The sequence below is a fragment of the Sphingomonas sp. genome (assembly GCF_004799495.1).
Taxonomy (GTDB): domain Bacteria; phylum Pseudomonadota; class Alphaproteobacteria; order Sphingomonadales; family Sphingomonadaceae; genus Sphingomonas.
Window position 1 is genome coordinate 431,863 of sequence record NZ_SSMY01000011.1, and the last position, 21,248, is coordinate 453,110.

Annotated in this window: 20 protein-coding genes and 1 pseudogene; 14 read left to right on the forward strand and 7 right to left on the reverse strand. The window is 66.5% G+C overall.

What is annotated here, in order from left to right; genetic code table 11:
* Window positions 1-199 precede the first annotated feature (199 nt).
* The gene (locus tag E7773_RS13625) at window positions 200-847 is read right to left on the reverse strand and encodes a Tim44/TimA family putative adaptor protein (protein ID WP_293992237.1); all 648 of its coding nucleotides are present in this window, start codon (window positions 845-847) and stop codon (window positions 200-202) included.
* Between the two features lie 178 nt (window positions 848-1,025).
* On the opposite strand from E7773_RS13625, the gene secB reads away from it, so the two are divergent.
* Genes secB through trpS form a run of 3 tightly spaced genes read left to right on the forward strand, consistent with a single transcriptional unit; the run spans window position 1,026 to window position 4,159 of the window.
* Window positions 1,026-1,547: a protein-export chaperone SecB gene (secB, locus tag E7773_RS13630; RefSeq protein ID WP_293992239.1), complete on the forward strand. Its 522-nt coding sequence runs from the start codon at window positions 1,026-1,028 to the stop codon at window positions 1,545-1,547.
* A 24-nt stretch (window positions 1,548-1,571) separates the two neighbouring features.
* The gene (gene murJ / locus E7773_RS13635) at window positions 1,572-3,137 is read left to right on the forward strand and encodes a murein biosynthesis integral membrane protein MurJ (RefSeq protein WP_293992241.1); all 1,566 of its coding nucleotides are present in this window, start codon (window positions 1,572-1,574) and stop codon (window positions 3,135-3,137) included.
* Between the two features lie 17 nt (window positions 3,138-3,154).
* Window positions 3,155-4,159 (forward strand): tryptophan--tRNA ligase, encoded by a 1,005-nt coding sequence (gene trpS, locus E7773_RS13640; RefSeq protein ID WP_293992322.1) that lies wholly within the window; start codon window positions 3,155-3,157, stop codon window positions 4,157-4,159.
* Window positions 4,160-4,246: 87 nt separating this feature from the next.
* On the opposite strand, the gene dnaA is transcribed toward trpS, so the two are convergent.
* From dnaA to mutM, 3 genes are all read right to left on the reverse strand, one after another.
* Entirely contained in the window at window positions 4,247-5,623 is a 1,377-nt protein-coding gene (gene dnaA / locus E7773_RS13645; protein WP_293992243.1) for a chromosomal replication initiator protein DnaA, read from the reverse strand.
* 452 nt (window positions 5,624-6,075) lie between these two features.
* The gene (gene rpsT / locus E7773_RS13650; RefSeq protein WP_293992245.1) at window positions 6,076-6,336 is read right to left on the reverse strand and encodes a 30S ribosomal protein S20; all 261 of its coding nucleotides are present in this window, start codon (window positions 6,334-6,336) and stop codon (window positions 6,076-6,078) included.
* Window positions 6,337-6,432: 96 nt separating this feature from the next.
* Window positions 6,433-7,245, reverse strand: a complete 813-nt coding sequence (mutM, locus tag E7773_RS13655) for a bifunctional DNA-formamidopyrimidine glycosylase/DNA-(apurinic or apyrimidinic site) lyase (protein ID WP_293992247.1) — start codon at window positions 7,243-7,245, stop codon at window positions 6,433-6,435.
* A gap of 55 nt (window positions 7,246-7,300) precedes the next feature.
* Here mutM and E7773_RS13660 point away from each other — a divergent pair, with 55 nt between their 5' ends.
* The 7 genes and pseudogenes from E7773_RS13660 (at window position 7,301) to E7773_RS13690 (ending at window position 13,462) form a co-directional block, all read left to right on the forward strand.
* Entirely contained in the window at window positions 7,301-8,032 is a 732-nt protein-coding gene (locus tag E7773_RS13660; protein ID WP_293992248.1) for a class I SAM-dependent methyltransferase, read from the forward strand.
* A complete protein-coding gene (gene ubiB / locus E7773_RS13665) occupies window positions 8,029-9,567 on the forward strand; it encodes a 2-polyprenylphenol 6-hydroxylase (protein ID WP_293992249.1) in 1,539 nt (512 codons plus the stop codon). The genes E7773_RS13660 and ubiB overlap by 4 nt, the downstream gene beginning before the upstream one ends.
* Window positions 9,564-10,667 (forward strand): hypothetical protein, encoded by a 1,104-nt coding sequence (locus tag E7773_RS13670; protein ID WP_293992251.1) that lies wholly within the window; start codon window positions 9,564-9,566, stop codon window positions 10,665-10,667. Before ubiB ends, E7773_RS13670 begins: the two co-directional genes overlap by 4 nt.
* A pseudogene (gene coaBC, locus E7773_RS13675) lies at window positions 10,664-11,842 on the forward strand (bifunctional phosphopantothenoylcysteine decarboxylase/phosphopantothenate--cysteine ligase CoaBC). The gene E7773_RS13670 and the pseudogene coaBC overlap by 4 nt, the downstream one beginning before the upstream one ends.
* 59 nt (window positions 11,843-11,901) lie before the next feature.
* Window positions 11,902-12,348, forward strand: coding sequence for a dUTP diphosphatase (gene dut / locus E7773_RS13680; protein WP_293992253.1), 447 nt, complete (start codon window positions 11,902-11,904; stop codon window positions 12,346-12,348).
* A complete protein-coding gene (locus E7773_RS13685) occupies window positions 12,345-12,713 on the forward strand; it encodes a hypothetical protein (protein ID WP_293992255.1) in 369 nt (122 codons plus the stop codon). Before dut ends, E7773_RS13685 begins: the two co-directional genes overlap by 4 nt.
* A complete protein-coding gene (locus tag E7773_RS13690) occupies window positions 12,707-13,462 on the forward strand; it encodes a HesA/MoeB/ThiF family protein (RefSeq protein ID WP_293992324.1) in 756 nt (251 codons plus the stop codon). The genes E7773_RS13685 and E7773_RS13690 overlap by 7 nt, the downstream gene beginning before the upstream one ends.
* On the opposite strand, the gene galU is transcribed toward E7773_RS13690, so the two are convergent.
* The 3 genes from galU to E7773_RS13705 are packed head-to-tail and all read right to left on the reverse strand — an operon-like array spanning window position 13,459 to window position 16,287.
* A complete protein-coding gene (gene galU / locus E7773_RS13695) occupies window positions 13,459-14,328 on the reverse strand; it encodes a UTP--glucose-1-phosphate uridylyltransferase GalU (RefSeq protein WP_293992257.1) in 870 nt (289 codons plus the stop codon). The genes E7773_RS13690 and galU overlap by 4 nt on opposite strands.
* Window position 14,329: 1 nt before the next feature.
* Window positions 14,330-15,529 (reverse strand): nucleotidyltransferase family protein, encoded by a 1,200-nt coding sequence (locus E7773_RS13700; protein WP_293992259.1) that lies wholly within the window; start codon window positions 15,527-15,529, stop codon window positions 14,330-14,332.
* Window positions 15,526-16,287: a metallophosphoesterase gene (locus E7773_RS13705; protein ID WP_293992261.1), complete on the reverse strand. Its 762-nt coding sequence runs from the start codon at window positions 16,285-16,287 to the stop codon at window positions 15,526-15,528. Before E7773_RS13705 ends, E7773_RS13700 begins: the two co-directional genes overlap by 4 nt.
* A gap of 138 nt (window positions 16,288-16,425) precedes the next feature.
* On the opposite strand from E7773_RS13705, the gene E7773_RS13710 reads away from it, so the two are divergent.
* From E7773_RS13710 to E7773_RS13725, 4 genes are all read left to right on the forward strand, one after another.
* Window positions 16,426-17,511 carry a glycosyltransferase gene (locus E7773_RS13710; RefSeq protein WP_293992263.1) on the forward strand — a complete coding sequence of 362 codons (1,086 nt, stop codon included), beginning with the start codon at window positions 16,426-16,428 and terminating at the stop codon, window positions 17,509-17,511.
* Window positions 17,508-18,635 carry an acyltransferase gene (locus E7773_RS13715; RefSeq protein WP_293992264.1) on the forward strand — a complete coding sequence of 376 codons (1,128 nt, stop codon included), beginning with the start codon at window positions 17,508-17,510 and terminating at the stop codon, window positions 18,633-18,635. Before E7773_RS13710 ends, E7773_RS13715 begins: the two co-directional genes overlap by 4 nt.
* A gap of 85 nt (window positions 18,636-18,720) precedes the next feature.
* Window positions 18,721-19,521, forward strand: a complete 801-nt coding sequence (locus tag E7773_RS13720; protein ID WP_293992265.1) for an FkbM family methyltransferase — start codon at window positions 18,721-18,723, stop codon at window positions 19,519-19,521.
* Window positions 19,522-19,704: 183 nt separating this feature from the next.
* Window positions 19,705-21,246: a hypothetical protein gene (locus E7773_RS13725; RefSeq protein WP_293992267.1), complete on the forward strand. Its 1,542-nt coding sequence runs from the start codon at window positions 19,705-19,707 to the stop codon at window positions 21,244-21,246.
* The last annotated feature ends 2 nt before the right edge of the window (window positions 21,247-21,248 follow it).

The window sequence follows — 21,248 nt, forward strand, 5'->3', positions numbered from 1 at the left end:
GTCATGCTGAACTCGTTTCAGCATCTATGCACGCCACTGGCGGCGAGCTACCGGCTAATGACGGGACATGGACCGTGAAACAAGTTCAGGGTGACGATGGGCGCGGACGCGGAAGTAAATTCCGCGTCGTCGGTCCTCGCTACGCGAGGCCGGCCGGCTCGGCGCTTTTTTGCGATTTAGCTACGCTAAATCCCGGCGCCTACGCTTCATCCGTATCCGCAAGCTTCCAATGACCGTCGCCGCTCTTGAGCATGCGCGAGAAAGTCCAGACGTCGTGCGTCACCACCGCGTCGCTGGTCGAGCCCGCGATCAGCGTGCCTTCGCGGTCGCGCGTGATCGCGGCGATGTCGGCATCGAACGCGACGGTGATGCGCACCATCCGCCCGGCGACCGTCGCTTCGGTAATCAACGCGCGCTCGATCGACACCAGGCGGTTGTCGAGCACATGGCCCGCCTCGCCGCGCGCCTTGATCGCTTCGGCGAAGGCGTCGCGGACATGGTCCTCGGCCAGCCAGTCGAGCGTTTCCTCGTCGCCCCTCCAGAATGCTTCGAGAATCATGCGATAGGCGTTCTTCGCACCGTCGAGGAACCCGGCGACGTCGAAGCTCGGGTCGGCGGCGATCAGCGCGCGTAAGCCGCTTTGCGCGCGTGCCTCGATCGCGCTCGGCCCATGGTCGCGCGCTTCGGGCGCGGATTCCACCACGCGCGGGATCGTCAGCGGCGCGGTCGCGCGGTCCTCCACGGGCCTGAAGACCTGTTCGTGACCGGTGCGCTTGCCCAGCACCGCGTACAGCCGCAGCCCCAAAAACACGGCGACCATCGCGAGGATGACGATATAAACGAGCACTGGAACTCCACCTTGACCGGGTGCCAACATAGGCACAAGAAACGCGCGATTCAAATGCTCGGGTCCATGCCCCGGCGTTGAACTCGCGATGCGCCCCTGCTAGGCGGCGCGCACCACGCGATCCCGCCCGCCGCGCGGCCGCGATTTCTTCATTCGATACAGGGAAGTATTAAACAAAATGGACGATCAGGACACCGCCGCCCCGGCCGACGCCGGCACCGAGCCCACGCTGGCCAACGGCGCCGACAACCTGCCGGCGATCGGCATGATCTCGCAGTACGTGAAGGACCTGTCGTTCGAGAGCCCGAGCGCGCCGGCGATCTTTCAGGCGCAGGTCCAGCCCAATATCGAGGTCGAATTCGGCATCGGCACCAACCAGGTCGGCGACGAAGTCCATGAGGTCACGCTCAAGATCGAGATTCGCGCCAAGACCGACGAGATGACCGCGTTCATCGTCGACCTGACCTATGCCGGGCTGTTCGGCGTGCGCAACGTGCCCGAGGCCGAGCTCCAGCCGTTCATGCTCGGCGAAGCGCCGCGCTTGCTGTTCCCGTTCGCGCGTCGTGTGGTCGCCGATGCCGTGCGCGACGGTGGTTTCCCGCCGCTGATGCTCGACCCGATCGATTTCGGCTCGCTCTACCTGCAGCAGCTCCAGGCGAAGGAAGCGGCCGAGGCCGAGGGCGCCGCCGGCAACGCCTGACGGCAGACCGGCGGGGGCTAGACCATGAACCTGACCAAAGCGCTGGGATCGGTCGGCGGGCTGACGCTCGCCAGCCGCGTCCTGGGGCTGGTGCGCGATTCGCTGTTCGTGCGGTTCGTCGGCGCGGGGTTCGCGTCGGACGCCTTCCTGCTCGCCTTCCGCCTGCCCAACATGTTCCGCGCTTTGTTCGCCGAAGGCGCGTTCGCCTCCGCCTTCATCCCGATGTTCAACAAGAAGGTCGCGGACAAGGAAGGCCCCGGGCTGCCCGCGGGCATCGCGTTCGCGCGCGACGCGCTGTCGGTGCTGTTCCCCGTGCTGATCGCGATGACCGTGTTGGTCGAGCTCGCGGCGTACCCGGTCGCGTGGGTGTTGTGGGGCAGCACGCGCGGCGTGACCGACGCGCAATTCGCCTATGTCGTCGAACTGTGCCGGCTGACCTTCCCGTATCTGATGCTGATCAGCCTGGTTTCGCTGCTCGGCGGGATCCTCAATTCGCTGCACAAATTCTGGGTGAACGCCGCGGCGCCGATCCTGCTCAACCTGACGCTGATCGTCGCGCTGCTCGTGTTCCACACAAACCCGCTCGGAACGTCGCGCAACCAGGCGATCGCGGTGTCGGTGTCGGGCGTGCTGCAGCTCGCCTGGCTGTGGTGGGCATGCCACCGCGCCGGGGTGCGGCTGTTCCCCGGGCGGCCGCGGATGAACGCCGACGTGAAGCGCTTCCTGAGCCTGCTGTGGCCCGCCGCCGCCGGGACCAGCGCGGTGCAGATCAACCTCGTCGTGTCGAGCGCGCTCGCGCGCAGCCTGCTCGCGGCGGGGTCGGTCACGTACATCTACACCGCCGACCGCGTGAACCAATTGCCGCTCGGGCTGATCGGGATCGGGCTCGGTACCGTACTGCTCCCGCTGATCTCGCGCCAGCTCGGCGAGGGCGACGACGCGGGCGCGATGACCACGCAGAACCGCGGGATGGAACTGGCGTTGCTGCTCACCCTCCCCGCCACCGTCGCGCTGGTGGTGTGCGGCGCGCCGATCGTCGCCGCCCTGTTCGAACACGGCAAGTTCGGGGCGGCGGATACCGCGCTCACCGCGCAGGCGCTCGCCGCTTTCTCGGTCGGATTGCCGAGCTACATTCTGGTCAAGGTGCTGACCCCCGGCTTCTACGCGCGCGCCGACACCAAGACACCGGTGCGATATGCGACGATGTCGATGGTCGTGAACCTGCTGCTCAACCTCGCGCTGATCGTCCCGCTCAAGCACATGGGCCCGCCACTTGCGACCGCGCTTGCCTCGAGCCTCAACGTGTTCCTGCTCTACCGCACGCTGCGCATACGCGGCCATTTCGAGCCCGACCAGCGCCTGCGCCGCCGCGCGTGGCGGCTCGCGCTGGCGGCGGTCGCGATGGGCGTGGTGCTGTGGCTGCTGCAAGGGTGGCTGATGCCGTACACGCACGGCGACTGGCTGGCGCGCACCGCGGCGATGACCGTGCTGGTCGCGGCGGGCGGGCTGGTCTATGCGGTCGCGACCTTCGTGCTCGGCGCGTTCAGCCGCGACGATCTGGCCTTCCTCCGGCGCAAGCGCGCCCGCTGACCCGAGAGATCTGAATGATGCGCGTCGTTTCCGGCATCCAGCCCACCGGCAACCTCCACCTCGGCAATTACCTCGGCGCGATCAAGCAATGGGTCGCGATGCAGGATGCGATGGGCAGCGACGACGTGTGCCTGTTCTTCCTTGCCGACCTCCACGCGATCTCGCTCCCGGTGGTGCCGAGCGAACTGGCGAACGCCACGGTCGAGATGACCGCAACGCTGCTCGCGTGCGGGATCGACCCGGAGCGCTCGATCCTGTTCAACCAGACGCGCGTGCCGGCGCATTCGGAGCTGGCGTGGCTGCTCAACGGCACCGCGCGGATGGGCTGGCTCAACCGCATGACGCAGTGGAAGGACAAGGCTGGCAAGAACCGCGAAGGGTCGAGCGTGGCCCTGTTCGACTATCCGGTGCTCCAGGCCGCCGACGTCCTGCTCTACCAGGCGACGCATGTCCCGGTGGGCGAGGACCAGAAGCAGCACCTCGAGCTCGCGCGCGACATAGCGACCAAGTTCAACGTGGATTTCGGGGTCGAGCTGTTCACCCTTCCCGAGCCGTTCGTGTCCAAGGCCGCGCCGCGGATCATGTCGTTGCGCGACGGGGCGGCGAAGATGTCCAAGTCCGATCCGTCGGACGCCTCACGGATCAATTTGATCGATTCGGACGATACGATCGTGGCGAAGGTGAAGAAGGCCAAGACCGATCCCGAGCCGCTGCCGGAGAGTGTCGATGGGCTCGACACGCGGCCAGAAGCGAGGAACCTCGTGACGATCTACGCCGCGCTCGCCGACAGCACCCCGGCCGAGGTGATCGCGCAGTTCGGCGGCCAGGGTTTCGGCCAGTTCAAGCCCGCGCTCGCCGATCTGGCGGTCGCCAGGCTCGGCCCGATTCGCGAGCGGCTGACGACGTTGCTGAACGATCGCGCGGCGGTTGCGGCGGTGCTCGAAAGCGGCGCGGAAAAAGCGCGCGCACTCGCCGCGCCGACGCTGCGCGCGGCGCAAAAGGCGATCGGGTTGCAGGCCTAATGGCTGTGCTCCGGCGAAGGCCGGAGCGCTGGCCGCAAGCGAAGTTGTTGACCGCCAACGCTCCGGCCTTCGCCGGAGCACAGTAAGTTAGCCCTCGAGCTGCCGGATCAGCGCCTTCACCGCGCCGTCGATCTCGTGGTCGCTCCCGCGCAGTTCCTCGATGCGGCGCACGGCGTGGATCACCGTCGAGTGGTCGCGGCCGCCGAACTTGCGGCCGATTTCGGGGAGCGAACGCGTGGTCAGGCGCTTGGCGAGGTACATCGCGATCTGGCGCGGCCTCGCCACCACGACGGCGCGGCGTGCCGAGACGAGGTCGACCGGCTTCAAATCGAAATGCACCGAGACCGCGCGCTGGATCTCGTCGATCGTGATCCGCTTGGTCCCGCCGCGCAGCACGTCGCCGAGCGTCGCCTGCGCGAAGTCGAGGTTGATCGCCTCCCCCGTCAGCTGCGCATAGGCGACCAGCCGGTTGAGCCCGCCCTCGACCTCGCGCAACGACCCGGTGATCTTGTGCGCGAGCAGGTCGAGCACATCCTCGGGCACATGCACGTCGGGCAGCTCGCTCAGCCGGTGGTCGAGCAAGGCGCGGCGCAGGTCGGCGTTCGGCGTCTTGATGTCGGCGACCAGCCCCATCGACAGCCGCGACACGATCCGCGCCTCGACGTCGTCGAGCCCGTGCGGGTGGCGGTCGGCGGTGATGACCAGCCGCTTGCCCGCCGCGGTCAGTTCGTTGATCGTGTGGAAGAACTCATCCTGCGTCGGCTTCTTGCCCGAGATGAAGTGCAGATCGTCGATCATCAGCAGGTCGGACGAGCGCAACCGGTTCTTGAAGCCGTGCGTGTCGTTCGCGCGGATCGCCGCGACGAATTCGAACATGAAACGCTCGGCCGACATCAGAATCACGCGCGCTTCGGGCACCGCCGCCAGATAGGCGTGGCCGATCGCGTGCATCAGGTGCGTCTTGCCGAGCCCCGTACCCGAATGGAGGAACAGCGGACTGAACCGCGGCGTGCCCGGCTCGGCGAGCGCGCGCGCCGCGTTGAGCGCGACTCGATTCGACGGGTCTGCGACGAAGCGATCGAAGGTCAGCCGCGAATCGAGCGCAGGACGGTCGGCGGGCGCGGCGGCGATCTTGGTCGGCTCGGCCTTTTCCTCGGCCACGACGCGCACCGGCGCGGTCGCCGAGCGGACCTCGATCGACACGGTGCGAATCGCCGGGACCGCGTGGCGGAATTCCTGGAGCAAGCGGTCGGCGTAATGATTCCGAACCCAGTTCGCGGTGAACGCCGACGGCAGCGTCAGCCGAACGGTTGCGAAATCGTCGCTATCGCCGAGCTCGATCGGCTTGAGCCATTGCTCGAACAGCCGCGCGCCCGCCGATTCGCGAAGATTCTTGCGGATGCGCGCCCACGCATTGAGCACTTCCCCCGGCGTGCCCCCATCAATCCCCGCCGAAACCGCCAACGCTAATCCCTCTTCCCATGTCGACCGCGCACCCCCGCGCGGGTCGCCCCCGTACACAACAAGCGCCTCCCTCAGCGGGAATGAAAGCCCGCCGGACGTGCGCCAGATATTTGGTCGGCCACGGCCTGAACCGGCGTGACGAAGCCTGTTTAGAAACAGCTTTACGAGTCGATCAAGGGTCCGGCGTGCAATAAAATCGAAATAAAGAGATTGACTCGCCGAACGGCCCGAAAAAGCGGGATTTCTTTTTTAAGCTACTGAAATCATACGGATTTCAAGTTTGATTTCGCATTAACTTATGCGAATCGCGCGGATTCGCGAGAGTCGGGATCGTGTTTCGAAAGCCCGGTATGGCCGCGGGTCCGAAGCGGCATGCTTAACCCGCCGAATGCAAAAAGCCCGCCGGCGATTGGCTCGCCGACGGGCACTGCCCCGTTACTAAAACGGATGGATTAGAGGCCAGCGAGTCGCTTGGTCAGGCGCGAGAACTTGCGGCTCGCGGTGTTCTTGTGAAGCACGCCCTTGGCGACGCCACGCTGCAGCTCGGGCTGCACGGCGGCGAGCGCTTCGGTCGCGGCCTTCTTGTCGCCCGATGCCAGCGCCGATTCGACCTTCTTGACGAAGGTGCGGATGCGGCCGACGCGGTTGCCGTTGATTTCGGCGCGACGGTCGTTGCGACGGATACGCTTCTTCGCTTGCGGCGTGTTCGCCATGAAAGTCCTCTGGGTTTCGCAAAAAATGTAAAAGGGCACAGCCAAAGCCGCGCCCGGAAGCGGTGGCCCTTAGCGAGGGTCGGGGATTCGGTCAACCTAGCTTTGGCAGGCGGGGCACCAGAAGGTCGACCGGCCGCCCTCGGTGTAGCGCTTGACCGTCCCGCCGCACCCGCATGGTTCGCCTTCGCGGCCATAGACGAGGAATTGCTTGGAGAAATAGCCGAGGTTGCCGTCGGGGTGCGCGAAATCGCGCAACGACGATCCGCCCGCCGCGATCGCCGATTCGAGCACGGCGCGGATCTCGACGACCAACCGGTCGAGCCGCGCGAGGCTGATCCGCCCTGCCTCGCGCTTGGGCGAAATGCGCGCGGCGTAGAGCGCTTCGCACACATAGATGTTGCCGAGCCCCGCAACGATCCGCTGGTCGAGCAGCATCGGCTTGATCGACGCGACACGACCCTTGAGCGCGCGCTTGAGATACGCGTCGGTCAGGTCGGGCCCGAGCGGTTCGGGACCGAGCGCCTTGAATGCGGGAAATTCGGCGAGGTCGGCGGTCGGGACCAGATCGACCGACCCGAACCGCCGCGGATCGTTGAGCGCGACGCGCCGCCCGCTCGCGGTGTCGATCACCAGATGGTCGTGTTTCTCCAGCTCAGTCGGATCGACCCGCCAGCGCCCCGACATGCCGAGGTGGAAGATCATCGTGTCGCCGCGGTCGGTATCGATCAGCCCGTATTTGGCGCGGCGCCCGAGCCCCGTGACGGTCGCCCCGGTCATGCGCTGCGCGAGGTCGTCGGGAAACGGCCGCCGCAGGTCGCCGCGCCGCGTGACGACATGGGTCAGGCGCTCGCCCTTCAGCACGGGCTCGAGCCCGCGCACGGTGGTTTCGACTTCGGGAAGTTCCGGCACGGTTTCCAGCTAGGTGGCGTTTGCGCCCGCCACAAGCGCTGCTAGAGGCTCGGCCATGACTGAGACCGTCTCCTTCGGCTACGAAGACGTCGCTCCCGAGGAAAAGACCCGCCGCGTCGGCGGGGTCTTTGCCAGCGTCGCCTCCAGCTACGACGTGATGAACGACGCCATGTCGGGCGGGCTGCACCGCGTGTGGAAGGACGTGTTCGTCCGCCGCGTGAAGCCGCGCGCTGGCGAAGCGATCCTCGACATGGCGGGCGGCACCGGGGACATTGCGTTCCGGATAGCCAAGTCAGGCGCCGCAATCACCGTTGCCGACATCAACCCGGCGATGCTCGAGGTCGGGATCGAGCGCGCCGCCAAGCGCGGAATCGACGGGCTCGTGTGGTCGGAGGCGAACGCCGAGACCTTGCAATGGCCCGACAAGTTCTTCGACGCCTATACGATCGCGTTCGGCATCCGGAACGTGACCGACATCCCGAAGGCGCTGCGCGAGGCTAATCGCGTGCTCAAGCGCGGCGGACGGTTCTTCTGCCTCGAATTCTCGACGACGCTCTGGCCGGGGTTCGCCGACGTGTACGACGCTTACTCGCACCACATCGTGCCCAAGGTCGGCAAGATGATCGCGGGCGACGAGGAGAGCTATCGCTATTTGATCGAATCGATCCGGCGCTTCCCGACGATGGACCGGTTCAAGGCCATGATCGGCGAAGCGGGGTTCGTCCAGACCAAGGTCGAGCCGATGCTCGGCGGGCTGGTCGCGATCCATTCGGGCTGGAAGATTTGACCTCTCCCATCGTTCATACGTGGCGGCTGCTCAAATGGGGGCGGATCCTGGCGCGGCACGGCGCGTTGCGCGGGATCGAGCGCGACTCGAACACGCCACCCCGGCTGCGGCGGTTGGTCAAGCTCGCGCGGTTCGGCGCGCGCGTTCCGGAAACGCCGCGCTACGCCGATGCGTTCCAGGCGATCGGCCCGGCGGCGATCAAGCTCGGCCAGACGCTGGCGACGCGGCCCGATCTGGTCGGAGAGCAGGCCGCGAACGACCTGATGCGGTTGCAGGACGCGCTCCCGCCGCTCCCTTTCGACACGATCCGCCGCGCGATCGAGGCCGGGCTGGGTAAGCCGGTCGGCGACGTATTCGCGTCGATCGACGAGGTCGCGGTCGGCGCGGCGTCGATCGCGCAAGTCCACCGCGCGGTCACGACCGAAGGCGCCGACGTCGCGGTGAAGGTACTCCGCCCCGGGATCGAGGAAGAGTTCGCCAAGGCGATCGACACCTATCAATGGGCCGCGGCGCAGGCCGAAGCCATGGGCGGCGAGCTGTCGCGGCTCCGCCCGCGCCTCGTGATTGAGACGTTCAAGCGCTGGACCGCGCGCGAGCTCGACTTGCGGCGCGAAGCTGCGTCGGCCTCCGAACTCGCCGAGGCGATGCACGCCGAACCCGATTATATCGTCCCCGCGATCGACTGGCAGCGCACCAGCGGGCGCGTGCTGACGCTCGAATGGGTCGACGGGGTCAAGCTCGCCAATCGCGACGCGCTGATCGCGGCGGGGCACGATACGCACAAGCTCGCCGACATCCTGGTCAATGCGTTCCTGCGCCAGGCGATTTCGGAAGGGTTCTTCCACGCCGACATGCACCAGGGGAACCTGTTCGCGACCCCCGACGGCAAGATCGCGGCGATCGATTTCGGGATCATGGGGCGGATCGACCGGCGCGCGCGGGTATGGCTGGCGGAGATCCTTTACGGGCTGATCACCGGTAATTACAAGCGCGTCGCGGAGATTCATTTCGAGGCGGGATACGTGCCCCCGCATCATAACGTGGCCGAGTTTGCGACCGCCTTGCGCGCGGTCGGCGAGCCGATGCGCGGGCTGCCAGTCAAGGACATGTCGGTCGGGATGATGCTCGACGGGCTGTTCAAGATCACGCGCGATTTCGACATGCAGACCCAGCCGCACCTCCTGCTCCTCCAAAAGACGATGGTGATGGTCGAGGGCGTGGCGACCAGCCTCGATCCCGACATCAACATGTGGGACACTGCCGCGCCGTTCATCCGCGAATGGATCAGGACCGAACTGGGGCCGGAGGCGTATGTCGCGGACAAATTGATCACCGACCTGCGCACGCTCGCGCGGCTGCCCGACCTGATCCGTCGGATAGAGGCGCATTACCCGGCCCCGGGAGGTGCCCCCCCTGCTCCGCCGCTCCGCGAGATCGAGGTCGTGCGGATCGGTGGCGGGTGGCGTTACCTTGCGGTCGCGATGATGAGCGCGGGCGTCGCGATCGTGGCGATGTGGTGGTTCCTGCACCCATGATTTGGTCCGCCGAGCCGTCGCGCTTCGCCGGCCTGTCGAAGGGCCGCGCGCGGCTCGGACTCGTGCTACTGCTCGTTCTGCTCGTCGCAACGTTGAGCGCGCTGATGGTCCCCGCACCGCCAGCAGTGAGCGGCGACGCAGCCAAGCGCGGCGACGACCAGGCCGACGTCATGCTGTACGAGTCGATCGTCGACGGCGTGCGGCACGGCGGCAACTATTACAGCGTCGCGGCCAACGCGCTGCGCACCGGCGATTACCCGATGAAGCCGTTCGTCACGTTCCGCCTGCCGACGCTCGCGGTGGTGCAGGCGATGTTGCCGGTCTGGGCGGTGATCGCGATGCTCTACGCATTGGCGGCGGGCGTCGTGTTCGCCTGGTTCACCCGCCTGAAGCCCGCCTTTGCGCGACCGCCGCCGCTGATTCTCGCAATGGTGTTGCTGATGGGCGGAATGGGCGCGTTCGTGCAGAGCGAACTCGCGAGTTTCCACGAGGTCTGGGCCGGATTGCTGATCGCGCTCAGCCTCGCGCTACGCCGCTCGGACCGCTGGGTGGCCGCCGCCGGGATCGGCGCGCTCGCGATGCTGATCCGCGAGACCGCCGCGCTGTACGTCGCCGTCATGTTCATCCTCGCGCTGCTCGAGGGCAACCGCAAGGAGGCGATGGGCTGGGCCGCCGGGGTCGCGCTCCTCGCGATCGCCGTCGTCGCGCACGCGCATGCGGTCGCACAGGTCGTCCGCCCGCTCGACCCCGCCTCGCCCGGGTGGAGCGGGATGCTCGGGTTCGGGTTCTTCGTCGAGGCGATGACGCTCTCCACCGCGTTGCGCCTCGCGCCGATGTGGCTAGCGGCGCTCCTCATGGGGTTCACCCTGTTCGGTTGGGCGGCGTGGAAGGACGGCGCGGGCATCCGCGCGCTCGCGACCTTCGCGCTCTACGCCGCACTGATCGGCCTGTTCGGGCGGGTGGACACCTTCTATTGGGGGCTGATGGTGGCGCCCGCGATCCTGGTCGGCCTGGCCTTCGCGCCCGACGGGTTGCGCGACCTGATCGCCGCGGCATTCCCGAAGGGGCGCAAGATCACCGTGACGAGGCTGACCCCGTGAAGCGCATCCTGCTGATCGTCGGCGGCGGCATCGCGGCGTACAAGGCGTGCGAGCTGATCCGGCTGGCGCGGAAAGCGGGAATCGGCGTGAAGTGCGTCTTGACCGCGGGCGGCGCGCAGTTCATCACGCCGATGACGCTCGCGGCGCTGAGCGAGGAGCAAGTCTATACCTCGCTCTGGGACCTCAAGGACGAGGCCGAGATGGGGCACATCCAGCTCAGCCGCGAGGCCGATCTGATCGTCGTCGCCCCCGCCACCGCCGACCTGCTGGCGAAGATGGCCGCCGGGATCGCCGACGACCTCGCCACCACACTGTTGCTCGCGACCGACAAGCCGGTGCTCGCCGCGCCCGCGATGAACGTGCGCATGTGGCAGCACGCGGCGACCGTCCGCAACGTCGCGACGCTGCGCGGCGATGGCGTGACGGTGATGGAGCCGGACGAAGGCCCGATGGCGTGCGGCGAATTCGGCCCGGGGCGCCTGCCCGAGCCCGAGGCGATCCTGGAGGCGATCCAGGCCAAGCTCGGCGGCTGAATGCTGTCGGGCAAGCACATCATCGTCACCGCAGGGCCGACGCACGAGCCGATCGACCCGGTCCGCTACATCGCCAACCGTTCCTCGGGAAAACAGGGGTTTGCGATTGCCGGGGCATTGGCGGCCTTGGGCGCGCGCGTGACCCTGATCGCCGGACCGGTGACGATCGACACACCGCCGGGAGTCGAGCGCATTGACGTCGAGACGGCTATCGAGATGGGGACTGCTGTCGAAACGGCCCTCCCCGCCGACGCAGCAGTAATGGTCGCCGCGGTCGCCGACTGGCGCGTCGAGAGCGCAGAGCACAAGATCAAGAAAGGCGCAGGCGGCCCGCCCATTCTGCACCTGGTCGAGAACCCCGATATCCTCGCGACACTCGCGCGTAGCGTGCGCCGCCCGCGCCTCGTCATCGGCTTCGCGGCGGAAACCGAACATGTCGTCGATCACGCCAAGGCGAAGCTCGCCAAGAAAGGCGCCGACTGGATCGTCGCCAACGACGTATCGGCAGACGTCATGGGCGGCGAGCGCAACGCGGTTCACATCGTAAGTGCGACCGGGGTCGAGAGTTGGGACGACGCTTTGAAGGAAGAGGTCGCTCGGCGGCTCGCCGAGCGGATCGACGCCGCGCTTGCAAATGGCTAACCCCAAATAAGCCAAATCCCTGAGTCGCGCGCTAACCGCGAATACGATACGCAGCCGCAATGACCGACCCGATTCGCATTGAAATCAAGCGATTGCCCAATGGCGGCGGGTTGCCATTGCCGGCCTATGCTACCGCGGGCGCGGCGGGGATGGATGTCGTCGCGGCGGAAAGCCTGCGTCTTGCCCCGGGCGGGCGTCATGCCGTCGCGACGGGCTTCGCGATCGCGATCCCCGACGGGTACGAGGTGCAGGTCCGCCCGCGCTCGGGCCTCGCGCTCAAGCACGGCGTTACGTGCCTCAACACGCCGGGAACGATCGACCACGACTATCGCGGCGAGGTAAAGGTCATTCTGGCCAATCTCGGCGACGAGCCGTTCGAAATCGCGCGCGGCGAACGGATCGCCCAGCTTGTTCCGGCCCCAGTTCAACGCGCCGTGCTGGACGAGGTGGACGAACTCGGCGAGACCGACCGCGGCAGCGGAGGTTTCGGTTCGACAGGCGTATGATCGGTTTGTTTCTGGCTTTGCAGGCCGCGGCGCCGACACCGGCGCCGCCCGCCGATTGGTCGGCGCTGCCGCCGCTCCGCCTCACCACCACGCCCGATTATGCGGCGCTGATGACACCGTTCGTGCACGGCGAGGTCGCTGGCGGGCGCTGCCCGACCGGCGGCAAGAGCGCGGTCACGATCGACTTGGCGTTGCTCGTCTCGAAGACCGGCGACGTGTTGCGCATCGTGCCGCGGGCGATCAACTGCCCGACCGTCGAGCAGTTTGCCGCCGGGGTGGTGCAAAAGGCAGCGCGCGGCAATCTGGCCGGCGCCGCGCCCGCGAGCGACAGCTGGTATCGGACGGGCATGACGCTTAACTGGTAGTCGTGCTCAGCGACGACGACCTGACCCGGTTTGCCCGGCATATCGTGTTGAAGGAAATCGGCGGCGCCGGGCAAGCTCGGCTGCGGCGGGCGCGCGTCGCGATGATTGGCGCGGGCGGCATTGGATCGCCAGCGCTCCAGTATCTCGCCGCGGCGGGGATCGGGCGGATCGACCTGATCGACGACGACCGCGTCGACCTGTCGAATCTGCAGCGGCAGACCTTGTTCGGCGTGGGCGATGTCGGTGCCGGCAAGGCCGACGCGGCCGCGGCGGCGTTGGCGCGGATGGACCCCGCGGTGACGATCGAGCGTCATGCGGTGCGGATCGATACGGCCAACGCGCGCGCGATGCTTGCCGGGGCAGACGTCGTGCTCGACGGCACCGACAATTTCGCGACTCGCCTCGCTGTCGCCGACGCGGCGCTTGGGCTGCGCCTTCCGCTCGTCTCGGCGGCGGTGAGCCAGTTCGAGGGCCAGCTCGGCGTTTATCGCGGGTGGGAAACGGAGAAGCCCTGCTACCGCTGCTTCGTCGGCGCCGACCCCGACCGCGAGGGCGCTAGCTGCGCGGAAGTCGGCGTGCTCGGCGCAATGGTGGGGGTGATGGGCAGCCTGGCCGCGCTGGAGGTCATCCGCTGCATCGTGCCGTTCGGCGAGGACAGCGCAGGCAAGCTGCTGCTCGCCGACGGGCTGTCGCTCCGGTTTCGGACGATCGCGCTGCCCAAGGACCCTGGCTGCAGCTGTAGCGGCTAGCCGATCAGCGCCTTGGCGAAGGCGCGGACGTGCGGGCCGATGTCGTCGCGGGCGATCGCCAGCGCCAAATTCGCTTCGATATAGCCGGCCTTGTCGCCGCAGTCGTAGCGTTGGCCGTCGAACATGAAGCCGTGGAACGGCTGCTTGCCGATCAATTGCGCCATCGCGTCGGTCAGCTGGATTTCGCCGCCCGCGCCCCTGGTCGGATTGTCGAGGATTTTCATCACCTCGGGCTGCAGAATATATCGGCCCGGCGTCATCAGGTTCGACTTGGCGGTGCCGAGCTTGGGCTTCTCGATCACTTCGCGCACTTCGGTCAGCCGCCCGTCGACCGCGCCGGGGGTGATGATACCGTATTTGTCGGTCTGGTCGGCAGGCACTTCCAGCGCCCCGATCAGATTGCCGCCGACGCGGTAATAGGCATCGGCCATCTGCTTGAGGAAACCGGGTTTCCCGACCATCAATTCGTCGGGGAGCAGCACGGCGAATGGCTCGTCACCGACGATTTCGCGCGCGCACCATACGGCGTGGCCCAGGCCGAGCGGCTCCTGCTGCCGAATGTAAACCGGCGAGCCCGGCTGCTGGCGGATGCCGGCGATCGCCTCAAGCGACTTGCCGCGCGCGGTCATCGTCGCTTCGAGCTCGTAGGAAATGTCGAAATGATCCTCGAGCGCCGACTTGCCGCGCCCGGTCACGAAGATGATCTGCTCGATCCCCGCTTCCAGCGCTTCCTCGACCGCATACTGGATCAGCGGCTTGTCGACGATCGTCAGCATTTCCTTGGGCATCGCCTTGGTGGCGGGCAGGAACCGGGTGCCGAGCCCGGCAACAGGGAATACGGCCTTGCGCAGCGGCTTGATCGTCACGTCATTTCTCCTGAGGCGCGCGCATAGTCTTCGAGCGCGCCCGCGCAAAGCCCCGCGCGGCCAGCCGCCCAACCCGTCGCACCGGACTGATCAGCACGTACAGCGGACGCAGCGGCCGGGGCAGCGGCATCGCCAGCATGTCGCGCGGCGCGACCCAGATGTCCCACGCGACGTGCGCGAGAAAGCGCGGGCGAGTCTTCATCATCGCCGCCGAGGCAAGCCAAACGCGCATGTAGCGGCCCGGCACCAGATGCTGGTCGACCGTCTCGTCGGGCCCGAAGATCAACCGGTCGGCGAGCCACACCAGCGCGCGCGCGCGACGCGAGCGATACGCCTCGGGCGGCACCGGCGTGCCGAACCGCCGTTCGCACTGGATCAGCGCCGAATCGATGCACGGCCCGACGCCGTCACGCGCGGCGCGGTCGCGCATCGCGGCGACGCTCGCGTCGTCCATCTTGACCAGCAGCGCGTTGAAATCGGCGAGCCACTTGATCCGCGCCCACGAATGTCGCGCGCCGTGGATCGCGAGATAGATCATCATCGCTTCGCCGAGGATCGTCGGCAGCGGCTTGCCCTCGACCGTCACCATCCGCGCCTCGTCGGCGACGACCGGTTCGGGTGCCAATTGCTCGAGCGACTGCATCCGCCAGTGGAGGTCGACGAGCGCGCCGGTGTCGCGATGCACCAACTGGCACTCGCGGAACAGGTCGATCATCAGCGGCAGCCGCGCGCCGTCGATGTTCCGGGGATCGTTGAGTCGGTATCCCGCGCGGTCGAGCAGCGCGAGCGCCGGGGGCACATCGTGCGGTGCGACCAGAATGTCGTTGTCGACCGTCTGCTTCACGCCCTGGTCGGCATACGCGAGCTCGGCGAGCACGACGCCCTTGAGGAACGCGACCGGGATTCCGGCGTCGGCGAGCAGCCCGGCCAAGCGCGCTGCCTCCGCATAATGGAGCAAGTTGCGTTGCAGCATCGGCCGGTAAAGCTCGTCGAGCCGCCGCGGCACGTCGAGCCCTGCCATCGTCAGCCCGCGCCGGACGAACCCGATCACGCGATGCCGCCGCGCCACCCGCACGACTCTCGGCCATGCGAGCGGTTCGGCCGACGCCGCCGCGCGGATCGCCGCGACGTCGGTCGGCCAGCGGCAACACGCCGCGACCAGCCGGAACTCGGCCGACGGTTCCCCGCGCGCGCGCGTCACGTCGCCAGGAACCAGCGCCGCTCGCCCTCCAGCCCGACCGCGGTCAGCTTGCCCGAAGCATAAGCGCCGGTGTCGATTCCGATCCGGTTGTGGAGGCTCTCGACCTCGGTCGCGATCGAATGGCCGTGGACGATCGTCGCACCATGGCTGCCCTCGTAATCGAGGAAGCGGTCGCGGATCCAGCGCAGGTCGGCGGGCTTCTGGCGATCGATCGGCACCCCGGGCTTGATCCCGGCGTGGACGAAGCAATAGCCGCCGACGACGAGCGTATCCCCCATCGACTGGAGGAACGCGACATGCTCCTGCGGCACGCGCGCCATGAAATCCACGGCGATGTCGAGCGGCCCGGCGCGATCGATCAACTCGGCGGGCGTGCCATAGCTCATCATCGTCTCCGCCCCGCCGATGCGCAGCCAGAAGCGCGTCGCCTCCAGGTCGCCGGCGAGCGTCAGCAGGAACACTTCCTCGTGATTGCCCTTGATCATCGCAACGTCGCGTCCGCGCCAGTCGCGCGCAATCAGATGGTCGATCACCTGTTTCGACTGCGGTCCGCGATCGACCAGGTCGCCGAGCAGCACGATCGTCGTCTTCGCCGGGTCGCGCCCCGCATCGTCGCGGTCGATCGCATCGAGCAATTCGGTCAAGAGGTCGAGCCGACCGTGCACGTCGCCGATCGCATAGACGCGCTGGCCCGCCGGCACGTTCGCGTCGCCGCGCGCGCCGTCGCTGGCCGGCGACCCGCCGAACAACCGTTTCAATGCCGAAATCGCCAACGCGCCGTCCAATCATACGCGGGGCCGGAAAAACACATGCCCCCATTTGTGCAGGAGCGATAGAGGCTTGGGCGCATTCCCGCAATCTTGCGCCGGGCGGCGAAGCGGGGGAGAGAGGCCGCGATGGCCGAATCGATCTTCGCTCCGCTCGGGACTTCGGCACGCTCGATGCTGTTCGTCGGCGACTTCACCGTGTGGCAGACCGCCGCCGGTCTGGCGGAAGGGTTCCGCAAGCTCGGCTGGGACGTGACCGAGGTGTCGTCGAACGACGCGCTGCTCCATTCGCGCAAGCTGGCCCTGCGCGCCGCGGGCCGCTTGCTTTATCCGGCGGCGCGGCGCAGCCACAATGCCGACATCCTCGCCGCCGCCGATCGTGTGAAGCCGCAGGTGATGCTGACGGTGAAGGGCAATTTCATCACCGCCGCCACCTTGAATGAATTGCGCCGGCGCGGGATCGCGACGGTCAATTTTTACCCCGACCGCGATTTCGAGCATGACGGCATGCCCGCCGACGCGCTTGACCAGTTCGACCTGGTCGCGACGACCAAATCGTATCAGATATCGTATCTGGAGAAGCGGCTGGGCGCGGATCGTGTCGCGATGATCCACCACGGCTATGTGCCCGAGGTCCACCGCCGCCGCACCCCCGCCGGCGAGGCGCCGCGCTACCTGTGGGACGTGTGCTTCATCGGCAATGCGTCGCCCGACAAATTGGCGTGGCTCGAGCCCGTGGCGCGCGCGATCGGCGATGCGCGGATGATCGTGATCGGCAACCGCTGGAGCGAGCTGGCGGCAGGCACCGCGGTCGCGCCCTACGTCTTCGGCGGGCCGCTGGTCGGCGACCAGTTCGCGCGCGCGATCGAGCACAGCCGGATCAACATCGCGGTCCACCACGGCGCCGGCGGCGCGGAAGGCTGGGCCGACCGGGTGTCGACGCGCAGTTTCGAGATACCCGCGTGCGGCGGCTTCATGCTGCACATCGACAACGACGAAATCCGCACGCTGTTCGAACCGGGCCGCGAGATCGACGTGTTTGCCGACTCCGACGAACTGGTCGCCAAAATCCGGCACTATTTGGCGCATGACACCGAGCGCCGCGCGAGCGCCGATGCGGGCCACGCCCGCACGGTGCCGGCCTATTCGCTGCATGCGCGCGCGGAAGAGCTGGTCGCGGCGATGGACGAGCGTTTGAGGGGTAATGACGCGTGAACTCCACCTCAGGCGGCCAGCGTATTGCGGTAATCGACATCGCCCGCCTGGCCGCGGCGCTCGGCGTCCTGATCTTTCATGCGTCGGGCGCGGCGCAGGTACCCAAGTTTCGTCTTCCGCCGTTCACCGTCTTCGGGCACACGATCGACTGGCTACCGTCGCCGTTTTCGTTCGGCGCGACCGGCGTCAGCCTGTTTTTCGTCGTCAGCGGTTATTGCATGTACCGGTCGCTGTCGGCGAACCCGCAACCGTTGCTGAGTTATTATCGCAACCGGCTCGCGCGGATTTACCCACTCTATTTCGTCGCAGTCCTGTTTTCCGCGGTTGCGATGGCCGTGCTCGGCTTCGCGGTCACCGCGCCGGAGGTCGCCGTCGTGCTGCTGTTCCTGCACGGCTTCGTCAAACGATATAATCTGTCGCTCAACGGCGCGCTGTGGTCGATGGCGACCGAGGTGCAATTCTACATCGTGCTGCCGTTGCTGCTGCGGTGGGCACGGTGGATCGGGCTCGACCGGTTCGCGATCTTGGCGATCATGTTGTCGCTGGTGTTCCGCGTCATCGTCCAACTCGCAGGGGGCCATGAAGCGACCTCCGGCGGGCTCGCGCTCGACACCTTCCTGATGAATCTCCTGCCGGGCCGGGCCGCGGAATTCGCGATCGGCATGTGGATCGCCGGCACCGACAGTGCGCGGGCGCGGCGCTATGCGAAATGGCTGATCGTGCCCGCGGGGATCATCGGGATCGGCGCGAAGGCGAGCGGCATCGCGTTCGCCGCCGAACCGATGCTTGGTGTCTTCTATGGATCGTTGCTGATCTTCGCGCTCGGCGGCGCGCGCTGGTTCGGGTCGACGCGCGGGATCATCCCGCTTCTGGGCCGCGCGTCCTACGCGCTGTTCCTGATCCACCTGCCGATCGCCGTGCTGCTTTACCCGCTGCTGCCGCACGATTGGGGTCTCTATCGTCAGTTCGCCGCATTGCTCGCCATGACCCTGGCGGTCGCGCTCCCCGCCGCCCTCGCGCTCCACCTGTTTGTCGAACTGCCGCTGTTCGACCGTCTGCGCACGCACCGACGCGGAGCCGAACCGAGATTGGCGGCAGCCGGCGGCGACGGCGGCGCGCCGTGAGCGGTTTCGCTCATGACCCGGTGGCAAGCGAGAGATTGCGCGTCTATAGCCCGCCGCTCGGCACAGCAGGATTTGCGTTAAGGCGATGATCGGCAAGTTATTTTTGGATTTTCGCGGCATTGCGCGTGTGTGCGGGATGGGGACGGCGCTACGCTGGGCCGCCAGCGTTGCCCTGACGCTGCCCGCCGTGCTTCGCACGCGCAACCTGATGGCGGCGGATCGGCGGATGGGGAAAGGGCCGTTCAAGGTCCACCACGCCACCGGCGACGCGGTGCTGGTCGGTAGCCAGGTATTCAGCGGCGTTCGCGAAATCTGGGTACGCGACGTCTATGCCAAGGATGGTTTCCTGCAAATTCCCGACCATGCCGTGGTGCTCGACCTGGGCGCCAATATGGGCAACTTTTCGGCCCAGGCGCTGGCGGCCAACCCGACTGCGCGGCTGATCGCGGTCGAACCGAATGCGCGGATCGGCCAAAAGTGGATGGCGACGATGCTGATCAACGGCTTCACCGATCGCGCGCAATTGTGCCGCGCCTTCGTCGGCGATTTCACCAGCATCCAGCTGAACGACATCAAGACCAATCCGGCCTATGCCGATGCGCCGCACCTGACCGAGGCCGAGTTCCTCGCCCGCTACGGGATCGAGCATATCGATTTCCTCAAATGCGATATCGAGGGCAGCGAATATTTCATGATCGAGCCGGGCAGCCGCATCCTCGACATCACCGACAGGCTGGCGATCGAGGTGCATAATTCGGGCGGCGACGTGAAGCGCTTCCTCGACGCGCTGGCCGCGCGCGGTTTTACTGACATCGCGGTCGATTGGTACGGCACCGAATGCATCGCGCGCGCGACGCGCGGCACGGTACGCGCGCTCGCCGCCTGACGCGGGATGGCCTAGGGTGGCGTCCGCGTGCGTTCGCGCATAAAGACGTGCGACGGGAGCGCACATCGCCATCCGCGTTCCGAGTAAGGCAAGGTCAGTGTTGAAGCAGCGTCACGGCAGTTTACCCGTTTCGACCATTCCATGGACCGGGAGCGCATACGCGCTCCACGGGTCGCCGCACTGATGGCCAGTACGTTTTTCCCGCGGCGCGCGCAGCGTTCGGTGCAGCGCATCGACGTGAGCAATCGTGACTTGGGCGATCAGTTCGAAGGGCTCGCACCTCATCCGACCGAGTTCTTCGGTATCGGCTTCCTCATGGTGATGTACGCCCTGGCGATGGCCGATGGCTACGGCATCGTCGACGCCGTCAATATCATCGGTCCGCTCATGTTCATCGTTATCGTGGGATTTGCGGCGGTTCGGCTGACCAGGCTCAACCTCCACGCGATCTGGACTCCCGTGTTCTGGTATCGGGTTGCGATGGTGGTCTATATGGGAATTGGGTCCAGCCTGACCTCGTTCTACAACGCCGACACGCGCGATCTGATCAATGCGTTCTTCGCGTTTTCGCCGGCCGAACTGCTCAAGTTCAACATGGTCAACGCGTCGTTCCATATGTGTTTCATGGCGGTGTCCTGGCTGGTCATCCGGATATACCGCAGCAGCCGGAGCCCTGTGTCTATCAAGCAAGTCGCGATCGACACCTGCCGCATCCCCTTGAAGGCCGTGGGGCTGGTGTTCCTCGCAGTAGGCGTATCGTTCAATTATCTCATCGTTTATCCTGCTGCTTTGGGCATCTTGCGGTTCACGGTACCCAATGCCCTGATCCAGTTCGGGCAGATGGCCTATATCGGCTACTTTCTGCTCACGTATTGGGGACTTGCGAACAAGAAATACTCGTGGGTCGTAGCAATCATGATCCTCGCAGCCATCGATTCGGTCGCCGGCATTTTCCAGCTAACGAAGGCGATGGCATTGTTTCCCGTTATGATGATCCCGATCGGGTTCATCTACCACAAGTCGTCATTACGGCGACTCCTGATCACGCTCGCCTTCATCATTCCCTATTACGCCTTCGTGTCTTCGGTGGTTGAGGAAGCGCGCAGCCGAGTCTTGCGCGATGCCGGCGATAACAACCGGGCGGTGTTCTCCGACACGCTCGTCGTTATCGGCGATATCTTCGCGGGCAGGAACGGCAATGTGGACCGGCCCGAATATCAGCTGGCGTGGGCGCGGCTCAACTACGTCAATGCCGGCACGCTCGCGATCAACTTCTACGATCAGGGACTCGAGGGCAATTCGCTCCGCGACATCTTCATCGTGTGGATTCCCCGCGCGATCTACCCCGACAAGCCGATCATCACCGATGTCGGGCGCGATTTCACGGTGATGGCCGTCGGCAATTACGATTCCTCCACCAGCCCCAGCATGCCGTCCGAGGGATATTGGAACGCCGGCTGGCTCGGCGTCGCGTTGTTTGCCGCGCTGCTCAGCGTCGTGCTGACTTTGTGGTCGATCTATTCGACCATCGTGTTCGACCGCGACGCCTGGCACTTGTTGCTCGTGGTTCTGCTGGGGATGCGGATCGGCACGCGGATCGACGGCTTTCTCGTCCCCGACGTGGTCGGGCCGCTGGCCGCAGTGCTGGCGATTCACGTCGCATGCACGCTCGCCAACCGTTTCCTGCCCCGCATTCCGGCGTTGCAACGCAGGTTCGTTTCCTAGGC